Origin of the sequence: Vibrio litoralis DSM 17657, from assembly GCF_000426765.1 — a bacterium.
In the GTDB taxonomy this organism is placed as follows: domain Bacteria; phylum Pseudomonadota; class Gammaproteobacteria; order Enterobacterales; family Vibrionaceae; genus Vibrio; species Vibrio litoralis.
The window spans coordinates 25257-46057 of record NZ_KE384567.1 but is presented as its reverse complement, the minus strand read 5'-3'; the positions used below and the strand labels follow the sequence as shown (position 1 = coordinate 46057).

Annotated in this window: 20 protein-coding genes; 5 read left to right on the top strand and 15 right to left on the bottom strand. The window is 42.4% G+C overall.

Translation table 11 applies throughout. The features are described 5' to 3' along the window. Nucleotides 1-18 precede the first annotated feature (18 nt). Nucleotides 19-234 carry a YejL family protein gene (locus tag K358_RS0113805; protein ID WP_027697369.1) on the bottom strand — a complete coding sequence of 72 codons (216 nt, stop codon included), beginning with the start codon at nt 232-234 and terminating at the stop codon, nt 19-21. A 171-nt stretch (nt 235-405) separates the two neighbouring features. On the opposite strand from K358_RS0113805, the gene yejK reads away from it, so the two are divergent. Next, nucleotides 406-1407 carry a nucleoid-associated protein YejK gene (gene yejK, locus K358_RS0113800; RefSeq protein ID WP_027697368.1) on the top strand — a complete coding sequence of 334 codons (1002 nt, stop codon included), beginning with the start codon at nt 406-408 and terminating at the stop codon, nt 1405-1407. Nucleotides 1408-1572: 165 nt separating this feature from the next. Beyond that, entirely contained in the window at nt 1573-2688 is a 1116-nt protein-coding gene (gene asd / locus K358_RS0113795) for an aspartate-semialdehyde dehydrogenase (RefSeq protein ID WP_027697367.1), read from the top strand. A gap of 110 nt (nt 2689-2798) precedes the next feature. On the opposite strand, the gene K358_RS0113790 is transcribed toward asd, so the two are convergent. Both K358_RS0113790 and K358_RS0113785 read right to left on the bottom strand, forming a co-directional pair. After that, complete coding sequence (locus tag K358_RS0113790) at nt 2799-3656, bottom strand: ion transporter (protein WP_027697366.1); 858 nt, start codon at nt 3654-3656, stop codon at nt 2799-2801. 19 nt (nt 3657-3675) lie between these two features. After that, entirely contained in the window at nt 3676-4317 is a 642-nt protein-coding gene (locus K358_RS0113785) for a YchE family NAAT transporter (protein WP_027697365.1), read from the bottom strand. Between the two features lie 553 nt (nt 4318-4870). Between K358_RS0113785 and adhE the strand changes: the two genes are divergently transcribed. After that, the gene (gene adhE, locus K358_RS0113780; protein WP_027697364.1) at nt 4871-7540 is read left to right on the top strand and encodes a bifunctional acetaldehyde-CoA/alcohol dehydrogenase; all 2670 of its coding nucleotides are present in this window, start codon (nt 4871-4873) and stop codon (nt 7538-7540) included. 110 nt (nt 7541-7650) lie between these two features. Here the strand turns inward: adhE and K358_RS0113775 are convergent, their stop codons facing one another. Together K358_RS0113775 and sodB are read right to left on the bottom strand one after the other, a co-directional pair. After that, nucleotides 7651-8313 carry an SDR family oxidoreductase gene (locus K358_RS0113775; protein WP_027697363.1) on the bottom strand — a complete coding sequence of 221 codons (663 nt, stop codon included), beginning with the start codon at nt 8311-8313 and terminating at the stop codon, nt 7651-7653. Nucleotides 8314-8639: 326 nt separating this feature from the next. After that, complete coding sequence (sodB, locus tag K358_RS0113770) at nt 8640-9224, bottom strand: superoxide dismutase [Fe] (RefSeq protein ID WP_027697362.1); 585 nt, start codon at nt 9222-9224, stop codon at nt 8640-8642. A 417-nt stretch (nt 9225-9641) separates the two neighbouring features. Here sodB and K358_RS0113765 point away from each other — a divergent pair, with 417 nt between their 5' ends. Together K358_RS0113765 and K358_RS18570 are read left to right on the top strand one after the other, a co-directional pair. Then, nucleotides 9642-9977: a Grx4 family monothiol glutaredoxin gene (locus K358_RS0113765; protein WP_027697361.1), complete on the top strand. Its 336-nt coding sequence runs from the start codon at nt 9642-9644 to the stop codon at nt 9975-9977. Nucleotides 9978-10315: 338 nt separating this feature from the next. After that, nucleotides 10316-10981: a DsbA family protein gene (locus tag K358_RS18570; RefSeq protein WP_051241355.1), complete on the top strand. Its 666-nt coding sequence runs from the start codon at nt 10316-10318 to the stop codon at nt 10979-10981. Nucleotides 10982-11060: 79 nt separating this feature from the next. Here the strand turns inward: K358_RS18570 and K358_RS0113745 are convergent, their stop codons facing one another. The 10 genes from K358_RS0113745 to rsxA form a co-directional block, all read right to left on the bottom strand. Then, nucleotides 11061-12380, bottom strand: a complete 1320-nt coding sequence (locus K358_RS0113745; protein ID WP_027697360.1) for a Na+/H+ antiporter family protein — start codon at nt 12378-12380, stop codon at nt 11061-11063. Between the two features lie 58 nt (nt 12381-12438). Continuing rightward, a complete protein-coding gene (rnt, locus tag K358_RS0113740; RefSeq protein WP_027697359.1) occupies nt 12439-13095 on the bottom strand; it encodes a ribonuclease T in 657 nt (218 codons plus the stop codon). A 245-nt stretch (nt 13096-13340) separates the two neighbouring features. Further along, nucleotides 13341-13757: a lactoylglutathione lyase gene (gene gloA / locus K358_RS0113735; RefSeq protein ID WP_027697358.1), complete on the bottom strand. Its 417-nt coding sequence runs from the start codon at nt 13755-13757 to the stop codon at nt 13341-13343. Nucleotides 13758-13799: 42 nt separating this feature from the next. Beyond that, a complete protein-coding gene (gene nth, locus K358_RS0113730) occupies nt 13800-14441 on the bottom strand; it encodes an endonuclease III (protein ID WP_027697357.1) in 642 nt (213 codons plus the stop codon). Between the two features lie 27 nt (nt 14442-14468). Further along, entirely contained in the window at nt 14469-15218 is a 750-nt protein-coding gene (locus K358_RS0113725; protein WP_083962829.1) for an electron transport complex subunit E, read from the bottom strand. A gap of 1 nt (nt 15219) precedes the next feature. Continuing rightward, a complete protein-coding gene (gene rsxG / locus K358_RS0113720) occupies nt 15220-15846 on the bottom strand; it encodes an electron transport complex subunit RsxG (protein WP_027697355.1) in 627 nt (208 codons plus the stop codon). Nucleotides 15847-15853: 7 nt separating this feature from the next. Beyond that, a complete protein-coding gene (gene rsxD, locus K358_RS0113715) occupies nt 15854-16906 on the bottom strand; it encodes an electron transport complex subunit RsxD (protein WP_027697354.1) in 1053 nt (350 codons plus the stop codon). Continuing rightward, nucleotides 16906-19539, bottom strand: coding sequence for an electron transport complex subunit RsxC (gene rsxC, locus K358_RS18565; RefSeq protein ID WP_083962828.1), 2634 nt, complete (start codon nt 19537-19539; stop codon nt 16906-16908). The genes rsxD and rsxC overlap by 1 nt, the downstream gene beginning before the upstream one ends. 10 nt (nt 19540-19549) lie before the next feature. Then, nucleotides 19550-20149 carry an electron transport complex subunit RsxB gene (rsxB, locus tag K358_RS0113705; RefSeq protein WP_027697353.1) on the bottom strand — a complete coding sequence of 200 codons (600 nt, stop codon included), beginning with the start codon at nt 20147-20149 and terminating at the stop codon, nt 19550-19552. Between the two features lie 3 nt (nt 20150-20152). Next, nucleotides 20153-20731 carry an electron transport complex subunit RsxA gene (rsxA, locus tag K358_RS0113700; protein ID WP_027697352.1) on the bottom strand — a complete coding sequence of 193 codons (579 nt, stop codon included), beginning with the start codon at nt 20729-20731 and terminating at the stop codon, nt 20153-20155. Nucleotides 20732-20801: the final 70 nt, after the last annotated feature.

Here is a 20801-nt window from a genome sequence, read left to right as displayed (position 1 = left end):
TTGGTTTAAGAATGCATTTTAGTCATCAATTGATGATAAAAGGGCTTGAGAAAATTTATCTGCAATGAGTTTACGTTGAGATTTTGGCACATTTGAGTTCAATATGTTAGTCACCATATTACCAGCAATCATTAGGCTTAGATCAGGATTCGCATCATGCTTTTTTAATACGGCAGCAATTTCTGCCAGAATTTGTTCAATTTTTTGGTCGCTGTACTTAGAGTTAATAGGCATAACGTTTTTAAATAACTTCCTAGATTCAGTTAATGATAGTGCTCAATTGCTCTGTGTTATTATTAATTAACATATTGTTTCAGAGAATTTTTAAGCCAGTTGGGTATATAAAGCGGCTTATGATAACCTAGTCTTCCTCACAACTGAAACATCAACTGAAACTAATTTACCATGAGCTTAGATATTTCCAACGTTATACTGCATAAATTGACCAAAAATAGCCAAGATGAGCTAGTTGTTAGCTTGCGTGACTCTACACTGCCTAGTGATGAAGTGACGGAGCAATTGGTTGCAGAGTTACACCGTACTTTCAGTGCTAAAGCAGGAAAGGGCTTTGGTGTTTACAAAGAAGAAAGTGAATTTCAATCTTGGATGAAACAGTTGCGTCAAGGTGAATTAAATTTTTATGATTTTTCGCAACAATCGGCTGAACGATTAAAATCAGAGTTATCTAAATATCCTTTTGCAGAAGAAGGCGTACTGGTTTTAGCTGAATATCAATCGTTAGCGACAGATTACCTTTTCATCGCTTTACTCCCATCTAACCAAAGCTTGAAAGTCAATGATGCGTTGGACATCAGCGGGACCGATTATCTCGATATTAATAAAATGGATATTGCGGTTCGCATTGATTTGTCTCGTTATGAAACCGATCCAGACTCTAACCGCTATTTAAGCTACATCAAAGGTCGTGTTGGTCGTAAAGTGGCAGATTTCTTCTTAGATTTCTTACAAGCAGAAGTCGGTTTAGATACTAAAAAACAAAACCAAGTATTAATGCAAGCGGTCGATGATTATTGTGTCGATGCGCAACTTAATAAAGAAGAAACCGTTGCATGCCGCAAACAGGTGCATGATTTTTGTAACGAACAGTTAAAGTCTGGCGATGAAGTTACCATTCAGGAATTATCGGGTGAGTTAAGTGGTGCAGGGCACCATGACAATTTTGCTGAGTTTACCCAAAAACAAGGTTATGAATTAGAAGAAAGTTTTCCTGTTGATCGCTCAACCATCCGTAAGCTTGCCAAGTACGTAGGAGCTGGCGGCGGCTTGTCGATTAACTTTGATAGCATGTTATTGGGTGAGCGTGTTTTTTATGATCCGGAAACCGATACGTTGACTATCAAAGGGATCCCGCCAAATTTGAAAGACCAACTAACGCGTCATTCATAAGCGTTAGCCTATCCATTGTCTTTGAATATACCTAAGTCACTTGGGTATAAATTCTAAATCGGATTTGAAGATTGACGGCAGCAATGAGATAGTAAAGAAAGAATAAAGATTGGTGGTCGGTTTGACCGCCTGTTTATAATTTTAATTCATGGAGAGGATGAAAGAATGAGAGTAGGTTTAGTCGGATGGCGTGGCATGGTTGGTTCTGTACTGATGCAACGCATGGTGGAAGAGAAGGACTTCGACCTTATTGAACCAGTATTTTACAGCACTTCACAAGTGGGCATTCCCGCTCCCAACCTAGGTAAAGATGCTGGCATGCTACAAGATGCCTTCGATCTTGAAAGCTTAAAGCAGCTTGATGCGATTATTACTTGTCAGGGTGGTTCATATACGGAAAAAGTTTACCCAGCACTTCGTCAAGCAGGCTGGAAAGGCTACTGGATTGATGCGGCTTCAACATTGCGTATGAAAGATGATGCCATCATTGCCCTAGACCCAGTTAACCTGAACCAAATTCAACAAGGTATTCATTCTGGCACCAATACATTTGTGGGTGGTAATTGTACGGTTAGCCTTATGCTGATGGGCCTTGGTGGTCTATATGAAAAAGGCATGATTGAATGGATGAGCGCGATGACTTATCAGGCTGCTTCTGGTGCTGGCGCGAAAAATATGCGCGAATTAATTGCCCAAATGGGTGTAATTAATCAATCAGTTAGCGCTGAAATGGCCGATCCTGCAAGTTCAATTCTAGATATTGACCGCAAAGTAGCAGAAACGATTCGCTCAAGTGACTACCCAACTAATGAATTTGGCTCACCTTTAGCGGGTTCATTAATTCCTTGGATTGATGTGAAGCGTGAAAATGGTCAGAGTAAAGAAGAATGGAAAGCCACCGTTGAAACGAATAAGATCCTAGGCCTTGATGGTTCTAATTCTGTGCCAATTGATGGAACTTGTGTACGAATCGGTGCAATGCGCTGTCACTCACAAGCTTTGACTATCAAATTGAAGCAAGATGTGCCAATGGATGAGATTGAAGATATCCTTGCAACGCATAATGATTGGGTGAAAGTGATCCCGAATGAGCGTGATATTACAACTCAAGAGCTTTCTCCAGCTAAAGTGACAGGTACGCTTTCTGTACCGGTTGGGCGCTTACGTAAAATGGCAATGGGCGACACTTTCCTGAATGCGTTTACCGTTGGTGATCAGCTATTGTGGGGGGCAGCAGAGCCGCTACGTCGTACTTTACGAATCATTTTACAAAACCGCTAATGTTATTCGATTTATAATAGCTCTCGGCTAATACTGAAAAGTCCGCATTATTTTTTAATGCGGACTTTTTTACGGGTGAAAATATAGAATTATCAAATGATTACATACTATTAAGCCTGTTCATCTGGTTTAGGAACCGGCACGACACGTTTATCTGGTTCGGCTAATTCACTACCGCAATGTTTACAGAAAAGCGCGTCGGTTTCATGGCCACCTTTTGCGCAGTTTGGACATAATACTAGAGTGCGGTGGGCTTTCATTTCTTGATTGAGTTCGGCGGTAATGATCCCGGTGGGAACCGCTAAAATTGAATAACCGAGTAGCATTGTCAGCGCCGCGACACCTTGCCCTAGCGGCGTCTTCGGAACCACGTCGCCATAGCCTACCGTCGTAATGGTTATAATTGCCCAGTAAATCCCACGAGGAATGCTAGTAAAGCCATTTTCAGGCCCTTCGATAACATACATTAACGCGCCAAAAATCGTCACAAGAATAGCAACAGCGCTGAAAAAAATCAGGATTTTACGTTGCGACATTGCCAGCGTGCGAACGAGTAGGTTGGAGTCTTGTAAAAAACGTACCAGTTTGAGTATTCGGAAGATCCGCATGACACGTAATAGGCGAATAATTCCGATGAAGCTTGCTGATGGGAAAAAGAAAGCGAGGTAAGTTGGAAGTATCGCGAGTAAATCTATGATGCCATAAAAGCTCTTAGCATAAGCTTTGGGCTTTGGTGAACAATATAAACGTAATAGATACTCAATGGTAAATAGGCCAGTAAAAAAATATTCCAGAATATCGAATTCTTGTTGCCATTCTGCGGCCAAGATAGGAACGGAGTCTAATATCAAGACTGCCAGTGAGCTCAAGATTGCCACGATCAGTAATATATCAAAACGGCGTCCTGCCGGAGTATGCGTGCCAAAAATGATGACATAAAGCTTATGCTTAAACGTCTCTTCGCTCATAAATAGATTCCTTTATTTCCTATCCCATTAAACCTGGGAAGAGGTTTCGTACGCCATTTGCAATAAATTCGACACCTAACGCCGCTAATATTAATCCCATAATACGAGTGATAACGTTAATCCCAGTTTGCCCTAAAAATCGAACAATGAGTGGCGCTGAGCGAAATAATAACCATGAACAAAAGCAGAAAGTGGCAATGGTCGCAATAATTCCCACGGTTTCAATCAGAGTGGGGTAGCGAGAACCGTAGACAATGGTTGAACTGATCGCACCAGGGCCGGCCATAAGAGGCATAGCTAGAGGAACGACTCCAATTTGTTCACGGCTTATAGATTCTGTGCGCTCTTGCTTATTTTGTTTATCTTCACCAAGTTTACCGCTCATCATGGAAAAAGCGATACTCATCAGTAGTAGGCCACCGGCTATGCGAAATGAATCAAGTGAAATGGTGAACATATCAAGTAAAAGTTGCCCACAAAGCAGAGAAACAACCAAGATGACACCCACGGCGATATTAGCAGTTTTTGCTGTTTTGCTTTTCTCTTCTGGCGACATATGGCCTGTCAGTGAAACAAATACCGGCATGATGCCAATCGGGTTGACGGCGGCGACGAGCCCAAGAAAAAATTGTAAATAGATGGCAAATTCAATGCTAGCCATAATGTTATCTCAGATAGTAAATAGATGAGGAAGTATACCTAGAGGACGTTGATCTTTCGAGAGTAAATTAAGCGAGGGGAAAAGTGGCAGTTTAAGAGGTTTGAACTAGGCTAATTGTTGGTTAACTATATAAAAACATTAATATTGTAAAAAATAACACTAAAGTATTACGTTTGCTCTTAGATTGCGTATACTCGTTGTAGCACAGAGTTCGCGTCTTTAGCTTGTTTGTAAATTACAGTAATAAACTTACAAAAAGTGCGCTTTATTCGTAGGTTTTAAATGGTTGGTTGAATATTTTTTACCAATCAAAATAAATAAAACATATGTAAAAACAGTATGTTGTAATTATTGATTTTAAGTGACTACCGCTTTAGTAGTATTTAGATTGCAGGAACTGATCTACATCAATATTTTTAATATTTGAAAGCATATACTCAGTTTTGAAAGCAATTTACTAAGGCAAATTTGACCGGCATCGGTTAGCACTTTTATTAGTGATAACAGTAGTCTTACTAAATAGTTTTTAATTTTAAATCTTAGGAGATTCATTATGCCTGTAACTAACTTAGCTGAACTAGATGCTCTTGTCGCACGCGTTCAAGCGGCACAAAAGGAATTTGCTACTTTTTCTCAAGAACAAGTAGATAAAATTTTCCGCGCAGCATCTTTAGCAGCTAACCAAGCACGTATTCCTCTAGCACAACAAGCGGTAGCGGAATCTGGCATGGGTATCATTGAAGACAAGGTTATCAAAAACCACTTCGCTTCAGAGTTTATCTACAACAAATACCGCGATGAAAAGACCTGTGGCATCCTTGAAGAAGGCACTGACACAATCACTATCGCTGAACCAGTTGGTATCATCTGTGGTATCGTTCCAACCACTAACCCAACTTCAACTGCGATTTTCAAATCTCTTATTTCTTTGAAAACTCGTAACGGTATTATCTTCTCTCCACACCCTCGTGCGAAAAACTCAACCAACGATGCGGCAAAATTAGTACTAGATGCTGCTGTTGCTGCGGGTGCTCCTAAAGACATCATCGGTTGGATTGACCAACCTTCAGTTGAATTATCTAACGCACTGATGAAGCATGACGGTATCAACCTTATCCTTGCAACTGGTGGCCCTGGCATGGTTAAAGCTGCATACTCTTCTGGTAAGCCAGCTATCGGTGTAGGTGCAGGTAACGTTCCTGTTGTTATCGATGAAACGGCTGACATCAAGCGTGCAGTTGCTTCTGTTCTTATGTCTAAAACATTCGATAACGGTGTAGTTTGTGCTTCAGAGCAAGCAGTAATCGTGATGGATGAAGTGTACGAAGAAGTGAAAGAGCGTTTTGCTTCTCACAAAGGTTACGTTTTATCAAAAGCAGAAGCAGATAAAGTACGTAAAGTTCTGTTAATCAACGGCAACCTAAACGCTGATATCGTAGGTCAACCTGCGGTTAAAATTGCTGAGTTAGCGGGTGTTAAAGTTCCTAGCGATACTAAAGTATTAATCGGTGAAGGTGGCGTTGTAAGCCATGACGACGAGTTCGCTCATGAGAAACTATCTCCTACTCTAGGTATGTTCCGTGCGTCTTCTTTTGAAAACGCGGTTGAACAAGCAGTAACTATGGTTGAAATCGGTGGTATCGGTCACACCTCTGGTCTTTACACAAACCAAGACACGAACGCAGACCGTATCAAATACTTCGGCGATAAACTAAAAACAGCGCGTATTCTTATCAATATCCCAACCACTCACGGTGGTATCGGTGACTTGTACAACTTCAACGTTGCACCTTCGCTAACGCTAGGTTGTGGTTCATGGGGTGGTAACTCTATCTCTGAAAACGTAGGTCCTAAACACTTAATCAACAAGAAAACGGTTGCTAAGCGAGCTGAGAATATGTTGTGGCATAAACTTCCAAAATCAATCTACTTCCGTCGTGGCAGCCTACCTGTTGCATTGACTGACCTAGAAGGCAAAAAACGTGCATTCCTAGTAACTGACCGTTTCCTTTTCAACAACGGTTATGCAGATGAAATCGTGAGCCTACTTAAAGCTCAAGGTATGGAAGTTCAAACTTTCTTCGACGTAGAAGCGGATCCAACGCTATCTGTTGTTGAAAAAGGTGCAGCACAAATGCAAAGCTACCAACCAGATGTAATCATTGCTCTAGGCGGTGGTTCACCAATGGATGCAGCGAAAATTATGTGGGTTATGTACGAGCACCCAGAAACGCACTTTGAAGAACTATCAATGCGCTTCATGGATATCCGTAAACGTATCTACAAGTTCCCTAAAATGGGCGCAAAAGCTGAACTAGTATGTGTAACTACAACGTCTGGTACCGGTTCTGAAGTGACACCATTCGCAGTTGTAACCGATGATCGTACTGGCGCGAAATACCCATTAGCGGATTACGAGCTAACTCCTAACATGGCTATCGTTGATGCGAACCTTGTTATGAACATGCCTAAGTCTCTAACGGCATTTGGTGGTTACGATGCCATTACTCACGCACTAGAAGCTTACGTTTCAGTTCTTGCTAACGAGTACTCAGATGGCCACGCTCTACAAGCTCTTAAGATGCTTAAAGAGTACCTACCATCTAGCTACCAAAATGGCGCAGCTGACCCAATCGCTCGTGAGAAAGTACATAACGCAGCCACTATCGCTGGTATGTCATTTGCGAACGCATTCCTAGGTGTATGTCATTCCATTGCACACAAAATTGGTGCAGAGTTCCACATCCCACACGGTCTTGCTAACGCATTAATGATCTCTAACGTTATCCGTTTCAACGCTAACGATAACCCAACTAAACAAACTGCATTCTCTCAATATGACCGTCCACAAGCACGTCGTCGTTATGCTGAAGTTGCTGACCACCTAGGCCTAAGCCAAGAAGGTGACCGCACTGCACAGAAAATTGAGCGTCTATTAACTTGGTTGGATGAAGTGAAGAAAGACTTGGATATCCCAATGTCTATCCAAGCGGCTGGTGTTAACGAAGCTGATTTCCTTGCGAAACTAGATGACTTAGCGGTAGATGCGTTTGATGACCAATGTACTGGTGCTAACCCACGTTACCCTCTAATTTCTGAGCTTAAAGAAGTACTGAAAGCGGCTTACTATGGTAAAGCATACATCGAAGGTGAAACGTTCGAAGGCACAACAGTGATTAAAAAAACTGAAGAGCCAGTAAAAAAAGCAGCTAAGAAAAAATAATCTTAGCCTGAAATAATGGAAGCCCTGCTTATGATGTAAGCAGGGCTTTTTTACGTTTTGGTTTTGAAGTTTTTGAATGACAGACGACTAAATTGAGCGTTCTACTTCGATTAATATGAATCTAAAATACGACCATTAAAATACTCGTTTTCCACAATGTACTCAGTGTTTCTGATCAGCTCATCATGGCTCTTTGCCCAGCCACGATGTTTAGTGTGTCGCTCAGCGCGGCTTGGTAATATCCCTCCCACCCGAATATTAAAGGGCATTAATTCTTTAGCCCAATTCTGAGTAAACTCGGAGATTAAAGAAGAGGGTTGAGAAATGCTGTCTTGCTCTTGACTTGATAGGTTAACAATCACACCACGTTTCTGATTATGCAGCATTTGTCTGGCGGCCAATTTACTAAAGCAAAGCATAGTCGTTGCCAGTTTTGAATATTGACGGCTGTATCTGTCGATCTGTTCATCCTTGATAAGAGAAGGGGATGGTAGGCTAGGGTATAGGTTAATTAAGACATCAATACCTTTGTCAAACTGTTGGTTGATAGAAGAAAACAAAGGTTGGACACTTTCAAAACTTTCATCATCGAGAAGATATTGGAATACATTGGAAGAGTACGGCTGACAATGATGTAAAGCTTGATTTAGCGATGCTTCGTTGTTATCAACGAGAATGACGTTAGCATTTAGAGAAAGAAAGTGTTGAGCTAAATTTTGACCTAAATGAGAGCCTGCTGATGTGATTACCACGACGGAGTTTTGTATGTTCATATAGCACCTCATTGGTATCAAATAAAAAATACCTAATGCCCTTAAACACAAAGCCATGAATGGCGTTAATTATTACCTCCAAGGTGTCTATGGGCCTTAGATAGTAATAATGGTAGTAAAACGTGTAAAGATCCTGTGAATAACATCAAAGAACTGAAATGAAATAATGAAAACTACTAATCTATAAGGGAAAGAGCTGTGAATAAAATATTTTTTATTTTCTGTGTATAACCACACCAAATTATTAAACAGAAAGGTCAGAACATAAAAAAGACCAGCCGAAGCCAGTCTTTTGAGCATCAAATGATTTCTCGACGGATCGGGAATTATTTGATTAGGTTTTCTTCTACGAAAGACCAGTTAACTAGTGCCCAGAAACCATTCATGTAATCTGGACGAACGTTACGGTAATCGATGTAGTATGCGTGTTCCCACAGGTCAACAGTAAGAAGTGGAGTAACGCCTTCTTCTGTCAGTGGAGTTGCTGCATTAGACGTGTTGATGATGTCTAGAGAGCCATCTGCTTTTTTCACTAACCAAGTCCAAGAAGAACCGAAGTTGTTGATTGCAGAATCAGTGAATTTTGCTTTGAACTCATCGAATGAGCCAAATTGTTGTTTAATTGCTTCTGCAACAGCACCTGTTGGTTCGCCGCCAGCGTTTGGAGCTAGGCAGTGCCAGTAGAAAGTGTGGTTCCAGATTTGTGCTGCGTTGTTAAAGATGCCGCCTGTTGAAGTCTTAACGATTTCTTCAAGAGACTTACCTTCAAACTCAGTACCAGGGATTAGGCCATTTAGCTTAACCACGTATGTGTTGTGGTGTTTGCCGTGGTGGTAATCTAAAGTTTCTGCTGAGATGTGTGGTTCTAGTGCATCTTTTTCGTAAGGCAGGGCTGGTAATTCAAATGCCATTGCTCAAATCTCCATGTGTTAGAAAGGGACTTTCTTGTGTTCTAAATAGAACAGCTTCCGATTGTTGTAATCATACTAACTGATGATGCCATTTCCATGACAGTGAAACATCGATCGTCTTGTTTAAACAATGAAATGATTAAGTGACAATTGTTAAGCATCAGTTTGAGCCATTAACGACTAAGCTCAGTTTAGCAAGTTTTTACTTTATTAAAAGACTTGGATCCAAAAATTTCTTATGCATCACTTATTTGTACATGAGTAGTAGGTTAGAGAATGTTCCAAATCGCGTAACAATACGGTGCATAAATAGGGCAATTAGAATACCCTTACAAATAATGCCTTTTTATTCTGTTATAGATACAAGTAGAATGGACTAACAACTTAAAGCGATGCTGAAATCCTAGAGAGGAAGTAATGGAAACTATCGATAAAATTAAACAACAGATTTCTGAAAACACAATTCTGTTATACATGAAAGGTTCACCGAAACTACCAAGCTGTGGTTTCTCTTCTCAAGCTTCACAAGCTTTGATGTCATGTGGTGAGAAGTTTGCTTATGTAGATATTCTACAAAACCCAGACATCCGTGCTGAATTACCAAAATACGCTCAATGGCCAACATTCCCACAATTGTGGGTTGAAGGTGAGCTAGTTGGTGGTTGTGACATCATCATCGAGATGTTCCAAAAAGGTGAATTGCAAACCTTGATCAAAGAAGCGGCAGCACGTGCGCCGGCAAGTGAAGAATAAAAAGTATTTTTTACTGAAAGAAAAAGAGCCAATTGCGGCTCTTTTTTTATATCTATACCCAAGTGACTTCAAGGTGCAAGTTTCAGCAAGAATAAAACAAGCTATAGGCAAGGCAAATTGAATATGATCATAGTTATTCTATCTCTATTCAATTTAACGCAGCATAAAGCTTATTTTAACTTGCCCTTCGGGAGCTTCATCCAAACCTTTATGCTGCGTCAGATTGGTTTGAAAGGTGCTTACATTCCTTCGCCAATCTTCCTTGCCTAAAGGATTGGATGATAGCTCTGAATTCTGCATCTTGAAGTCACTTGGGTATAAAATAGAGAGAGTTAATGATGAAAGGGATTTTGTATTACATTCACGATCCTATGTGCAGTTGGTGTTGGGGCTACAAACCGACATGGGATAAATTAAAATCAGCGTTACCTGAAGGTATCCAAGTGGAATATTTGCTTGGTGGGCTTGCTCCAGATAATCATGAGCCTATGCCACAAGAGATGCGAGTAATGTTGCAGCAAACGTGGAAACGAATTGAAAGCCAATTAGGCACTCAATTTAATTATGATTATTGGACACTCGCCGAGCCTGTTAGGACAACATATCCCGCTTGTCGAGCTGTGATTGCCGCTCAACATCAGGGAGCTGGAGAGGCGATGAATCAGGCTATTCAGCAAGCCTATTATTTACGAGCGATGACGCCGCATACCGACTCAACACACGCTCAATTAGCCGAGGAGCTTAATCTTGATGTTGAACGATTTACTCATGATTGCAAAAGTGCTGACGTAGAACAGGAGTTTGATCGTCAACGTGAGTTTTGTCAGTTGCTCGGAGTTCATTCTTTCCCCAGCTTAGTGTTACAACTTGGCGAAAAATATTACGTAGTGAAATTGGATTATGCTTCGGAGAGCACCAGCTTGAAAGATATCGAGCAGCGAATGAAGTGGGCGAATAGTATTGAGACCACGAAACGTTGGGTTGGATTAAAACCGAAAGACTAAGAGTATTTAGCTTCAGCTACAAAAAAGCGCATGTTTCGATTAAACGAAGCATGCGCTTGTATTTAACTTGAGGTAATAATTACAGAACCATTGCCGCAATCCAACCAAACACGATAAGCGGTAGGTTGTAGTGTAGGAATGTTGGGATCACAGAGTCTTTAATGTGATCGTGCTGTCCATCAGCATTTAAGCCCGATGTTGGACCTAAGGTTGAATCTGACGCTGGAGAGCCGGCATCACCTAACGCGGCTGCAGTACCAACCAGTGCAATGGTTGCCGCTGGTGAGAATCCAAAAGAAATCGCAAGAGGCACGTAGATAGTGGCGATGATTGGAATGGTAGAGAAAGATGAACCGATACCCATAGTGATCAATAGACCAACGATTAGCATCATTAGCGCGGCTAAAGCTTGGTGACCACTCATGCTAGTTTGTAAGAAGGTCACTAGGGTTTCAACACCACCAGTTGCTTTCATTACACTTGCAAAGCCGTTGGCAGAAATCATGATAAAGCCAATCATCGCCATCATCTGAACGCCACGAGTGAAGTTGTCTTGGCTCGTTTGGAACGGTTTACCGAATGATAAAATGATGAAACCAACTAGTGCGCCTACAATCATTGAGCCAGAATATAACTGAGCAGATAAAGTCGCAATGATACTAATTACTGCAACAATCACTGCTTTTTTATCAATGCCTTTTTGTTTTACTTCAGCGGCTTCATTTTGTTTCTCAGTATAAGTGCGTGGCTTACGGTAGCTAATGAAAACACTTACTAATAAGCCAAAAACCATACCACAAGCTGGGATAACCATAGCGGCAGGGATTTGCGCTGCAGTAGCAGTGGTTAAACCATTGCTTTGTAGAGCAGGTAATAAGATGTCATTTAAGAAGATGCCACCAAAGCCGATAGGCATAGTCATGTATGGAGTCACTAAACCAAAGGTCAAGATACACGCAACCATACGACGGTCGATGTTCATTTTATTGAAAGCCGATAGTAGTGGCGGAACAATAATTGGAATGAAGGCAATATGAACTGGGATAACGTTTTGAGAGAAAATTGCCATGATGAATAGCGCGCCGAAGATGGCGTATTTCACCATGCTTGAAGCTTTTTCATTTTCTTTACCATGGACGCGTTTAATTACTGCATTAGACAAAATGTCAGTAATACCAGTTTGAGATAGTGCAACCGCAAAAGCACCTAATAAAGCATAACTTAAAGCGATTTCTGCACCGTCACCTAAACCTGATTGGAAGGCTGAGATGGTTTGATCAAGTGACATATTGGCAAGTAATCCACCAGTAATGGCACTCAAGGTTAGAGCTATCACGACATTGACTCGGAAAACCGATAGTGCAAGCATTAAGCAAACGGAGATAACGACAGGGTTCATTGTAATTCTCTTTGTATAAATTAATGTTGTATAAGTGTGTTACCAATCTGAGTTGGTATTATTGCTTTTCTTCGGTTGTATCAGCTAATGGCCAACCACCTAAAGCTTTCCATTTATTCACTATGTTGCAAAATAATTTAGCGGTAATTTGAGTATCATAGAGAGCTGAGTGCGCAGCTTGATTATCAAATTCAAAACCTGCGGCGCGGCAAGCTTTCGCTAGTACGGTTTGACCGTAGGCTAGGCCACTGAGTGCTGCGGTATCAAATGTGGCAAAAGGGTGAAATGGAATACGTTTCAGTTTGCTACGTTCCGCTGCTGCCATGACAAAACTCAAATCAAAGTTCGCATTATGAGCAACCATGATCGCTCTGCTGCAATCTGCTGCTTTTTGTTCTTTACGGACTAATTTGAAGATTTCTTTGAGCGCTTCCGCTTCAGTGACTGCGCCTCTTAATGGGCTGTATGGATCACGAATGCCGGTAAACTCTAAGGCTTCTTTCTCAAGGTTTGCGCCTTCAAATGGCTCAACATTGAATTGAATGGTAGAGGCTGGATATAACTCGCCGTTTTCGTCCATGGCTAAGGTTACAGCACAGATTTCGAGTAATGCATCAGTTTGAGCATTAAAACCCGCGGTCTCCACATCGATAACAACGGGAAAATAGCCACGAAATCGCTGTTTTAGTGTCAAGGCTTCATTTATGTCAGTCATATACTTTCAGATCCATGAATTTAGGCGCGTATTATTGCAGATTAGGAATTTAACTTCACTCACTAATATGGTTTATTAGCCGTTAAATATGAGGTTTTATTTAGAATAAATGATTTTTTATTGCTACCACGAAAGAATGAGGAGAGTTTGATTTATTGCGTTTATATGAATAAAAAGGCGTCTATGTGAATAAAAAAAGAACCCTGATAATAGGGCTCTTGTATTTAGGGGGGGATAGAGGTCAATTAACCTTCTAAGCCTGCAGACATTTGGTTGCGCTGGATAAGCTCAATCATGTAGCCATCTGGATCTTTAACAAATGCGATATGCGTGCTGCCGCCTTTTACCGGGCCAGGCTCACGAGTAACCGTACCTCCAGCTGCTTTAATTGCATCACATGCGGTGTAGATATCATCAAAACCAATCGCAATGTGACCGTAGCCTGTCCCTAGATCGTATTCAGAAGTATCCCAGTTGTAGGTCAGTTCGATCACTGCACCTTGAGATTCATCACCGTAGCCTACGAAAGCGAGAGTATATTTATATTCCGCGTTTTCATTTTTACGTATTAGTTGCATACCAAGAACTTTGGTGTAGAACTCGATTGAACGATCAAGATCGCCAACACGAACCATAGTATGCAAAACTCTTCCATTCGACATTGTGTGCTCCTTATTAGAATGTAAAGTAATCAAACGGCATGATTACTCTTCAGGATAAACTTTTTCTTTGAACTCGCAGAGATCTTCAATCAGGCAACTACCACAGCGTGGCTTACGTGCGATACAGGTGTAGCGGCCGTGTAGAATTAGCCAGTGGTGAACATCGAGTTTAAACTCTTTAGGTACAACCTTTAATAACTTGGCTTCAACGTCATCAACCGTTTTACCCATTGCTAATTTTGTTCTATTTGATACACGATAAATATGAGTATCGACCGCGATGGTTGGCCAACCAAAAGCGGTATTGAGTACTACATTAGCGGTTTTTCGACCTACGCCCGGCAATGCTTCTAATGCCGCGCGATCTTCCGGCACTTGGCTGTTATGTTTTTCAATTAAGATCTTACAAGTCTTAATGGTGTTCTCTGCTTTAGAATTAAACAGGCCAATCGTCTTGATGTATTCTTTTAATCCATCAACCCCTAGTGCCAGAATTGCTTCAGGAGTATTGGCCACCGGATATAGTTTATCTGTGGCTTTATTGACGCTGACATCGGTAGCTTGAGCCGAAAGAAGTACCGCGATCAATAACTCAAATGGCGTTGACCAATTCAGCTCAGTTTGAGGGTTGGGGTTACCTTCACGTAGCCTTTCAAGGATCAGTCGGCGTTTTTCATTATTCATTTTTTTACCAATCAGTCTCTATATTCGTTAGGCGTTAGTCACTCTAGCGCGCTCAATAGTTGGTTTTTCTTCTGCTGGTTTTCGCTTATCGATTTGCTTATCAATCACTTGCTTTAGCGCAATTAAGAAACCCACGCCGATAAATGCGCCCGGTGGTAGTAGAGCAAGTAAGAAGCTGCTATCAATATGGAAAACTTCAATGCGTAAAGAGGCCGCCCAATCACCTAGTAACAGGTCTGCGCCGTCAAACAGAGTACCTTGTCCAATCACTTCACGTAGCGCGCCTAAAACCGTTAGGGCAGCGAGCATACCAAGGCCCATCCAGAAACCATCTAAGGCGGCTTTTTTCGGGGCATTTTTAGATGCGTAGGCTTCTGCGCGACCAATGATCACACAGTTGGTGACGATAAGAGGAATGAAAATACCAAGTGACAGATAGAGACCGTAAGCATAAGCACTCATCAATAGCTGAACACAAGTTACGACAGAAGCAATGATCATCACAAAGATGGGAATTCGAACTTCTTTAGGAACGTAGTGACGTACTAGCGAGACAATCGTATTGGTTGAAATTAGTACCAGCATAGTCGCAAGACCCAAGCCAAGTGCGTTGGTGATGGTCGATGACACCGCCAACAAAGGGCATAAACCCAATAGTTGCACAAGGGCAGGGTTATTATCCCATAAGCCATTTTTCATTAACTGCTTATTCTCAGGATCAGAAACTTGGGTTGCAGAATCCAATGATGTGTCAAGCGTTGCGCTATCTTCAGACATTTTATCCCTCACAGTTTAATGGTTGGTTGAGAATGCTTTGTTTATTTTGTTTAAAGTACACCACGGTTTTCTTCACCGCTTTCACAATCGCTCTAGGGGTAATGGTAGCACCAGTAAACTGATCAAATTGTCCGCCATCTTTACGTACCGCCCATTCAGAGTCGTTACTTTGACTGACCGTTTTGTGGTCAAAGCTAAAAATCCAGTCAGTTTTACGAGTTTCTATTTTATCGCCTAGGCCTGGGGTTTCATTATGAGCTAATACTCTAGTGCTAGTAATCACACCTTGCATATTCAAACCAACGATAATTTTAATCGCACCATTATAGCCATCAGGCGCATAAGTCTCGATGGCAATGGCCGTCGGTTGACCAGCTTTGGTTGCCAGATACGCCGGCAGTGGCTCGGTGGTGACGGTACTTTGTGACGGTAGCAGCATACATGATGCGAACAATTGATTGTCGTGCATGCTTTGCGGGATCACTTGGTTGAGCGTTTTTTGCAACTCTTGCTGTTGTTGCTCGACAATTGTGTCGTGTGTTACCCGATTAGTGATCGCAACCAAAGAGGTAGAAGCAATCGCAAAGACTGCCAAGATGCCGCCATTTTTTTTCATTGCATTTAGCATAGCGATATTACCTTACATGCCCATAAGTACGTGGTTTGGTGTAGTAATCAATTAATGGCACCATCATGTTGGCTAATAGAACCGCAAAGGCCACACCATCAGGGAAACCACCCCAACTGCGAATTAAGAACACTACAATACCGATAAATGCACCGTAGATGATTCTACCTTTCGTCGTGGTAGAGGCAGTGACAGGATCGGTAGCAATAAAGAAGGCTCCAATCATGGTTGCGCCAGAAAGTAGGTGCAAAATAGGGGAGGCAGTTGTCCCGGGAGCAAATAGAGAAGTAATCGTGCTTACCACTAATAGGCTAACTAGCATTGCTAGAGGAATTTGCCATTGAACTATGCGTAATCTTACTAACACGAGCCCACCTAATAAGAAGGCAATATTCACCCATTGCCAACCGACACCGGCTAAACCAGCAAAAGTAGGTTGTTGCATGATTTCACTTGCGGTATGTCCGGCGCGAAGTGAAGTTTTGAAAGTATCGAGAGGCGTTGCCATCGTGACACCGTCAATACCTGCACGAACTTGCTGCAGAGATAACCCATCAAGATTGAAGCCGGTAAAAAAGAGTTTTAAGCAATCATCAAAATGTAAATGCACATGCGCTAATGATTCAGGGCTTACCCAACTTGTCATTTGAACAGGAAACGAGATAAGCAATACCACATAAGCGACCATTGCAGGGTTGAATAGGTTTTGACCTAAACCACCATAGAGATGTTTACCGATGATGATGGCAAAGAAGATACCAATAGCAAGGATCCACCACGGTGAAAGCGGAGGAATAGCCACTGCGATCAACATACCGGTGACCAGAGCGCTATTATCTCTTAAGCTCAGAATAGGTGGGCGCTTACGCATTAGCATAATGGCGGCTTCAAATAGCCAAGCCAATAAAATAGCAAAAACCACTTGGATCAATACGCCGTAACCAAAGAAGTAGGTTTGTACCGCAATGCCAGGCAATAAACATAAGGCGACCCACATCATAATATTCGATGTGGTGCGTTTAACGCGGACGTGTGGAGAACTCGCTATAAAGAACGACACTATTTTTTCTCCTGAGATGATTTGTCGATAAATACTGGAATATCCAATAAATCTAAGGTGACTTCAGAGTCTGGTTTATCTTTTGATGAAGACTCATCCGTTGATTCACTATTTTGTGAGTCATTATTGGATGTGATTTCTTCTTGGGGTTTATCTTGTTGTTGCGCCGCTTTACGAGCTTTAGCACGAGCAATTGCAGCGGCTACTGCAGCTTTCTTCGGATCGTTTGCTTCTGCTGGAGTAGTCTCCGACTCAGTCGCTGGTTTTTCAGCGCTTGCTTGATTTCGCGCTGGTTTCTCAGAACTAGTCTCATCAGCACTTTGCCCATCTGTATCTTGCACTTCTGTATTTGGCTGCTGGGCCGCTTTACGAGCTTTGGCGCGAGCAATTGCAGCCGCCACTGCAGCTTTCTTCGGATCGCTTGCTTCTGCTGAAGTAGTATCCGACTCAGTCGTTGCTTTTTCAGTGTTTGTTTGTTCAGGCGCTATTTCATCAGCATCTTGTTGTGCCGCTTTACGAGCTTTGGCACGAGCAATTGCAGCTGCCACTGCAGCTTTCTTCGGATCGCTTGCCTCTGCTGAAGTAGTATCCGATTCAGTGCTTGCTTGTTCAGACGCTATTTCATCAGCACCTTGTTGCGCCGCTTTACGAGCTTTAGCGCGCGCAATCGCAGCGGCTACCGCAGCTTTCTTCGGATCGCTTGCTTCTGTTGGAGTAATGTCCGATTCAGTCGTTGCTTTTTCAGTGTTTGTTTGTTCAGGCGCTATTTCATCCGCACCTTGTTGTTGCGCTGCTTTACGAGCTTTAGCACGCGCAATTGCAGCTGCGACCGCTGCATTTTTCGGTGTTGATTCTTGAGTTGTAGCGTCGTTTGACGTCGGCTCTTTTGTTTGCTGTTCGTCAGCCTGAGAACCTTCTGCTTGCTGCTGAGCTTTCTTCTCTCGTGCTAGGCGTTTACGTTCTTCTCGCAGTTTGCTCATTTCTGAATTATCAGGTTCAGTTTGGCCCGCTTTTGCTGCTGCGGCTTGTTTGGCCTTAGCTCTTGCGATTGCCGCTGCTACCGCAGGTTTCACTTCTTTTTCTGCTGGCTGTTCCGTTTCGGCTTGTTTAGCTTTGACGCGCGCAATTGCGGCTGCGACCGCATCATCACCGCTGGTTTGTTTCATTTCACTGCGACGTTTTTCCGCGGCTTGTTTAAAGCGCTGTTCACGCTCTTGTTTATCACGTTCTAAGCGTTTTTGGCGCTCTTCAAAGCGTTGCTTAGCACGTTCAGCTTCTTTAGCTTCTTGATTACGCGTCCAAATTTCTGATTTCGCTTGGCGGTAATATTGTACTAGTGGGATATCACTTGGACAGACATAAGCACAAGCGCCACACTCGATACAATCAGAGAGATGGTATTCTTCACATTTTTCATAATCTTGCGCTTTGGCATACCACTGTAGTTGTTGTGGTAGTAGTGAAGCCGGGCAAGCTTCCGCACAAGCGGTACAACGAATACAGGCTAACTCTTGGCCTGTTGGAGCAATTTCTTTACGTTTCGGCGCTAAAATACAGTTGGTGATTTTAGTAATTGGCACATCCGCATGTGGCAGAGTAAAGCCCATCAAAGAGCCGCCCATAATCAAACGAGGATGCTTTTTCTCGGCCTTGTAACCGAATTGACGTAGTAGTGCGGATATTGGCGTACCTAGACGCGCTAAAACATTACCTTTTTGGGCAAAAGAATCACCGGTTAAAGTAACGACGCGTTCAATCAATGGTTCACCATCAATAATCGCGCGCTTGATAGCAAAAGCCGTACCCACGTTTTGCATTAACACACCAATCGCCGCGGAGTGTTCTTTACTTGGCACTTCACGACCAGTCAGCACTTTTATTAACTGCTTCGAGCCGCCTGATGGGTATTTAGTGGGGATAACACGAATAATAAGATCAACATCTTTGGCTGCTTCTTCTAAAGCAGCGATGGCTTCTTTTTTGTTATCTTCAATACCAATGATTGTCACTTCAGGTTGCAAAATATGCTGAATAACCTGAACGCCTTGGATGACTTCTTGAGCATAATCTTGCATAAGGCGATCATCGGCCGTGATATAAGGTTCACATTCTGCGGCATTGATGATGAGTATTTTGGTTTTCGCTAAACCCGTATGCAGTTTGCGTGCGGTAGGGAAGCCTGCGCCACCCATGCCTGAAATGCCTGACTGGCGAATTTTTTCAATTAATACTTCAGAGTCTCGTTCTAAATAATTGGAAACTGGCTTTTTTTCACACCATGTGTCGTTGCCATCTGGTTTGATCACAATACAAAGATCAGAAAGACCAGAAGGGTGGGCGATGGTGCGTTTTTCAATCGCAGTGACCGTGCCGGAACTTGGTGCATGCACTGGTACCATAAAAGCTAAGTTGGCTTGAGTTAACTGCTGACCTTTTAAAACCTTATCGCCGACATTAACACAGACATCACCCGGTCTACCGATATGTTGCTTCAGCGGCAATACAAACTCTTCAGGTAATTCCGCATGAACAATAGGCGCTGTTGACGATTGGATTTTATTTTCAGGCGGATGAATACCACCAGGAAAATCCCAAATCATACCGTGACGAATCTGTTCAATTAACGACAACATACTTTTTCCTTTAACTCACGGTTTGGTCTTTAGAGTCAGCAGAGGCTGATGATGGTTCAAGATCGGTAATAACCGGGATAAGCTCCAACTGCCACTTCCAAGTATCTGGTGTTGTTTCAATTGGGATCATTTCAATACAATCAGTTGGACACGGTGCGACACAAAGATCGCAACCAGTACATTCGCTTTGAATGACGGTGTGCAGCGCTTTAGTGCCACCCACTATCGCGTCGACAGGGCAGGCTTGGATGCATTTAGTACAGCCAATGCACATATCTTCATGAATAAAGGCGACGGTTTTAACCGCGTCTTCTACGCCATTTGAATCGGTTGGGACGTCTACTCCCATCAAGTTGGCTAATTTCTCAATACCTGCTTGTCCACCCGGAGGGCACTTCGTGATTTCATCACCATTCGCAATCGCTTCAGCGTATGGACGACAACCGGGATAGCCACATTGACCACATTGGGTCTGCGGTAAAATATTATCAATTTGGTCAACAATAGGATCGGCTTCAACTTTAAAACGAATCGAAGCAAATCCTAAAATAACGCCGAAAATAGCGGCGAGGGCGGCAATAGCGGCAACCGCAATCAAGATGGTAGTCATGGATTATTTCACCAAACCTGTGAAGCCCATAAAGGCCAGAGACATTAGCCCTGCGGTAATCATGGCAATAGAAGCACCTTTAAATGGCGCAGGGACATCCGCTGCGGCAATACGCTCACGCATCGAAGCAAACAAAATCAAAACAAGCGAGAAGCCAACCGCAGCACCGAAACCATAAATAATGGATTCAATAAAGTTATGGTTTTCATTGATATTAAGAAGAGCCACCCCTAATACTGCACAGTTAGTGGTAATCAGAGGTAAAAATATCCCAAGAAGACGATATAAAGTCGGGCTAGTTTTGTGTACCACCATTTCAGTGAACTGCACCACGAAAGCGATCACTAAGATAAAGCTCATGGTTTGTAGATATTCGATCCCTAGTGGTCGCAAAATGTAAGTTTGCACTAAGTATGAACAGACGGATGCTAAGGTTAAAACGAAAGTCGTCGCAAGGCCCATGCCGATTGCGGTTTCAAGTTTTTTAGATACACCCATGAAAGGGCAAATACCGAGAAATTTAACCAGAACAAAGTTGTTGACCAGAACAGTGCCAACAAGCAACAGTAGATAGTCTGTCATATCGTCTCTTTGGGTTAATAATGATCCCAACATTATCGTCATTTGTGACGTTAATAACAACCTACAGGAA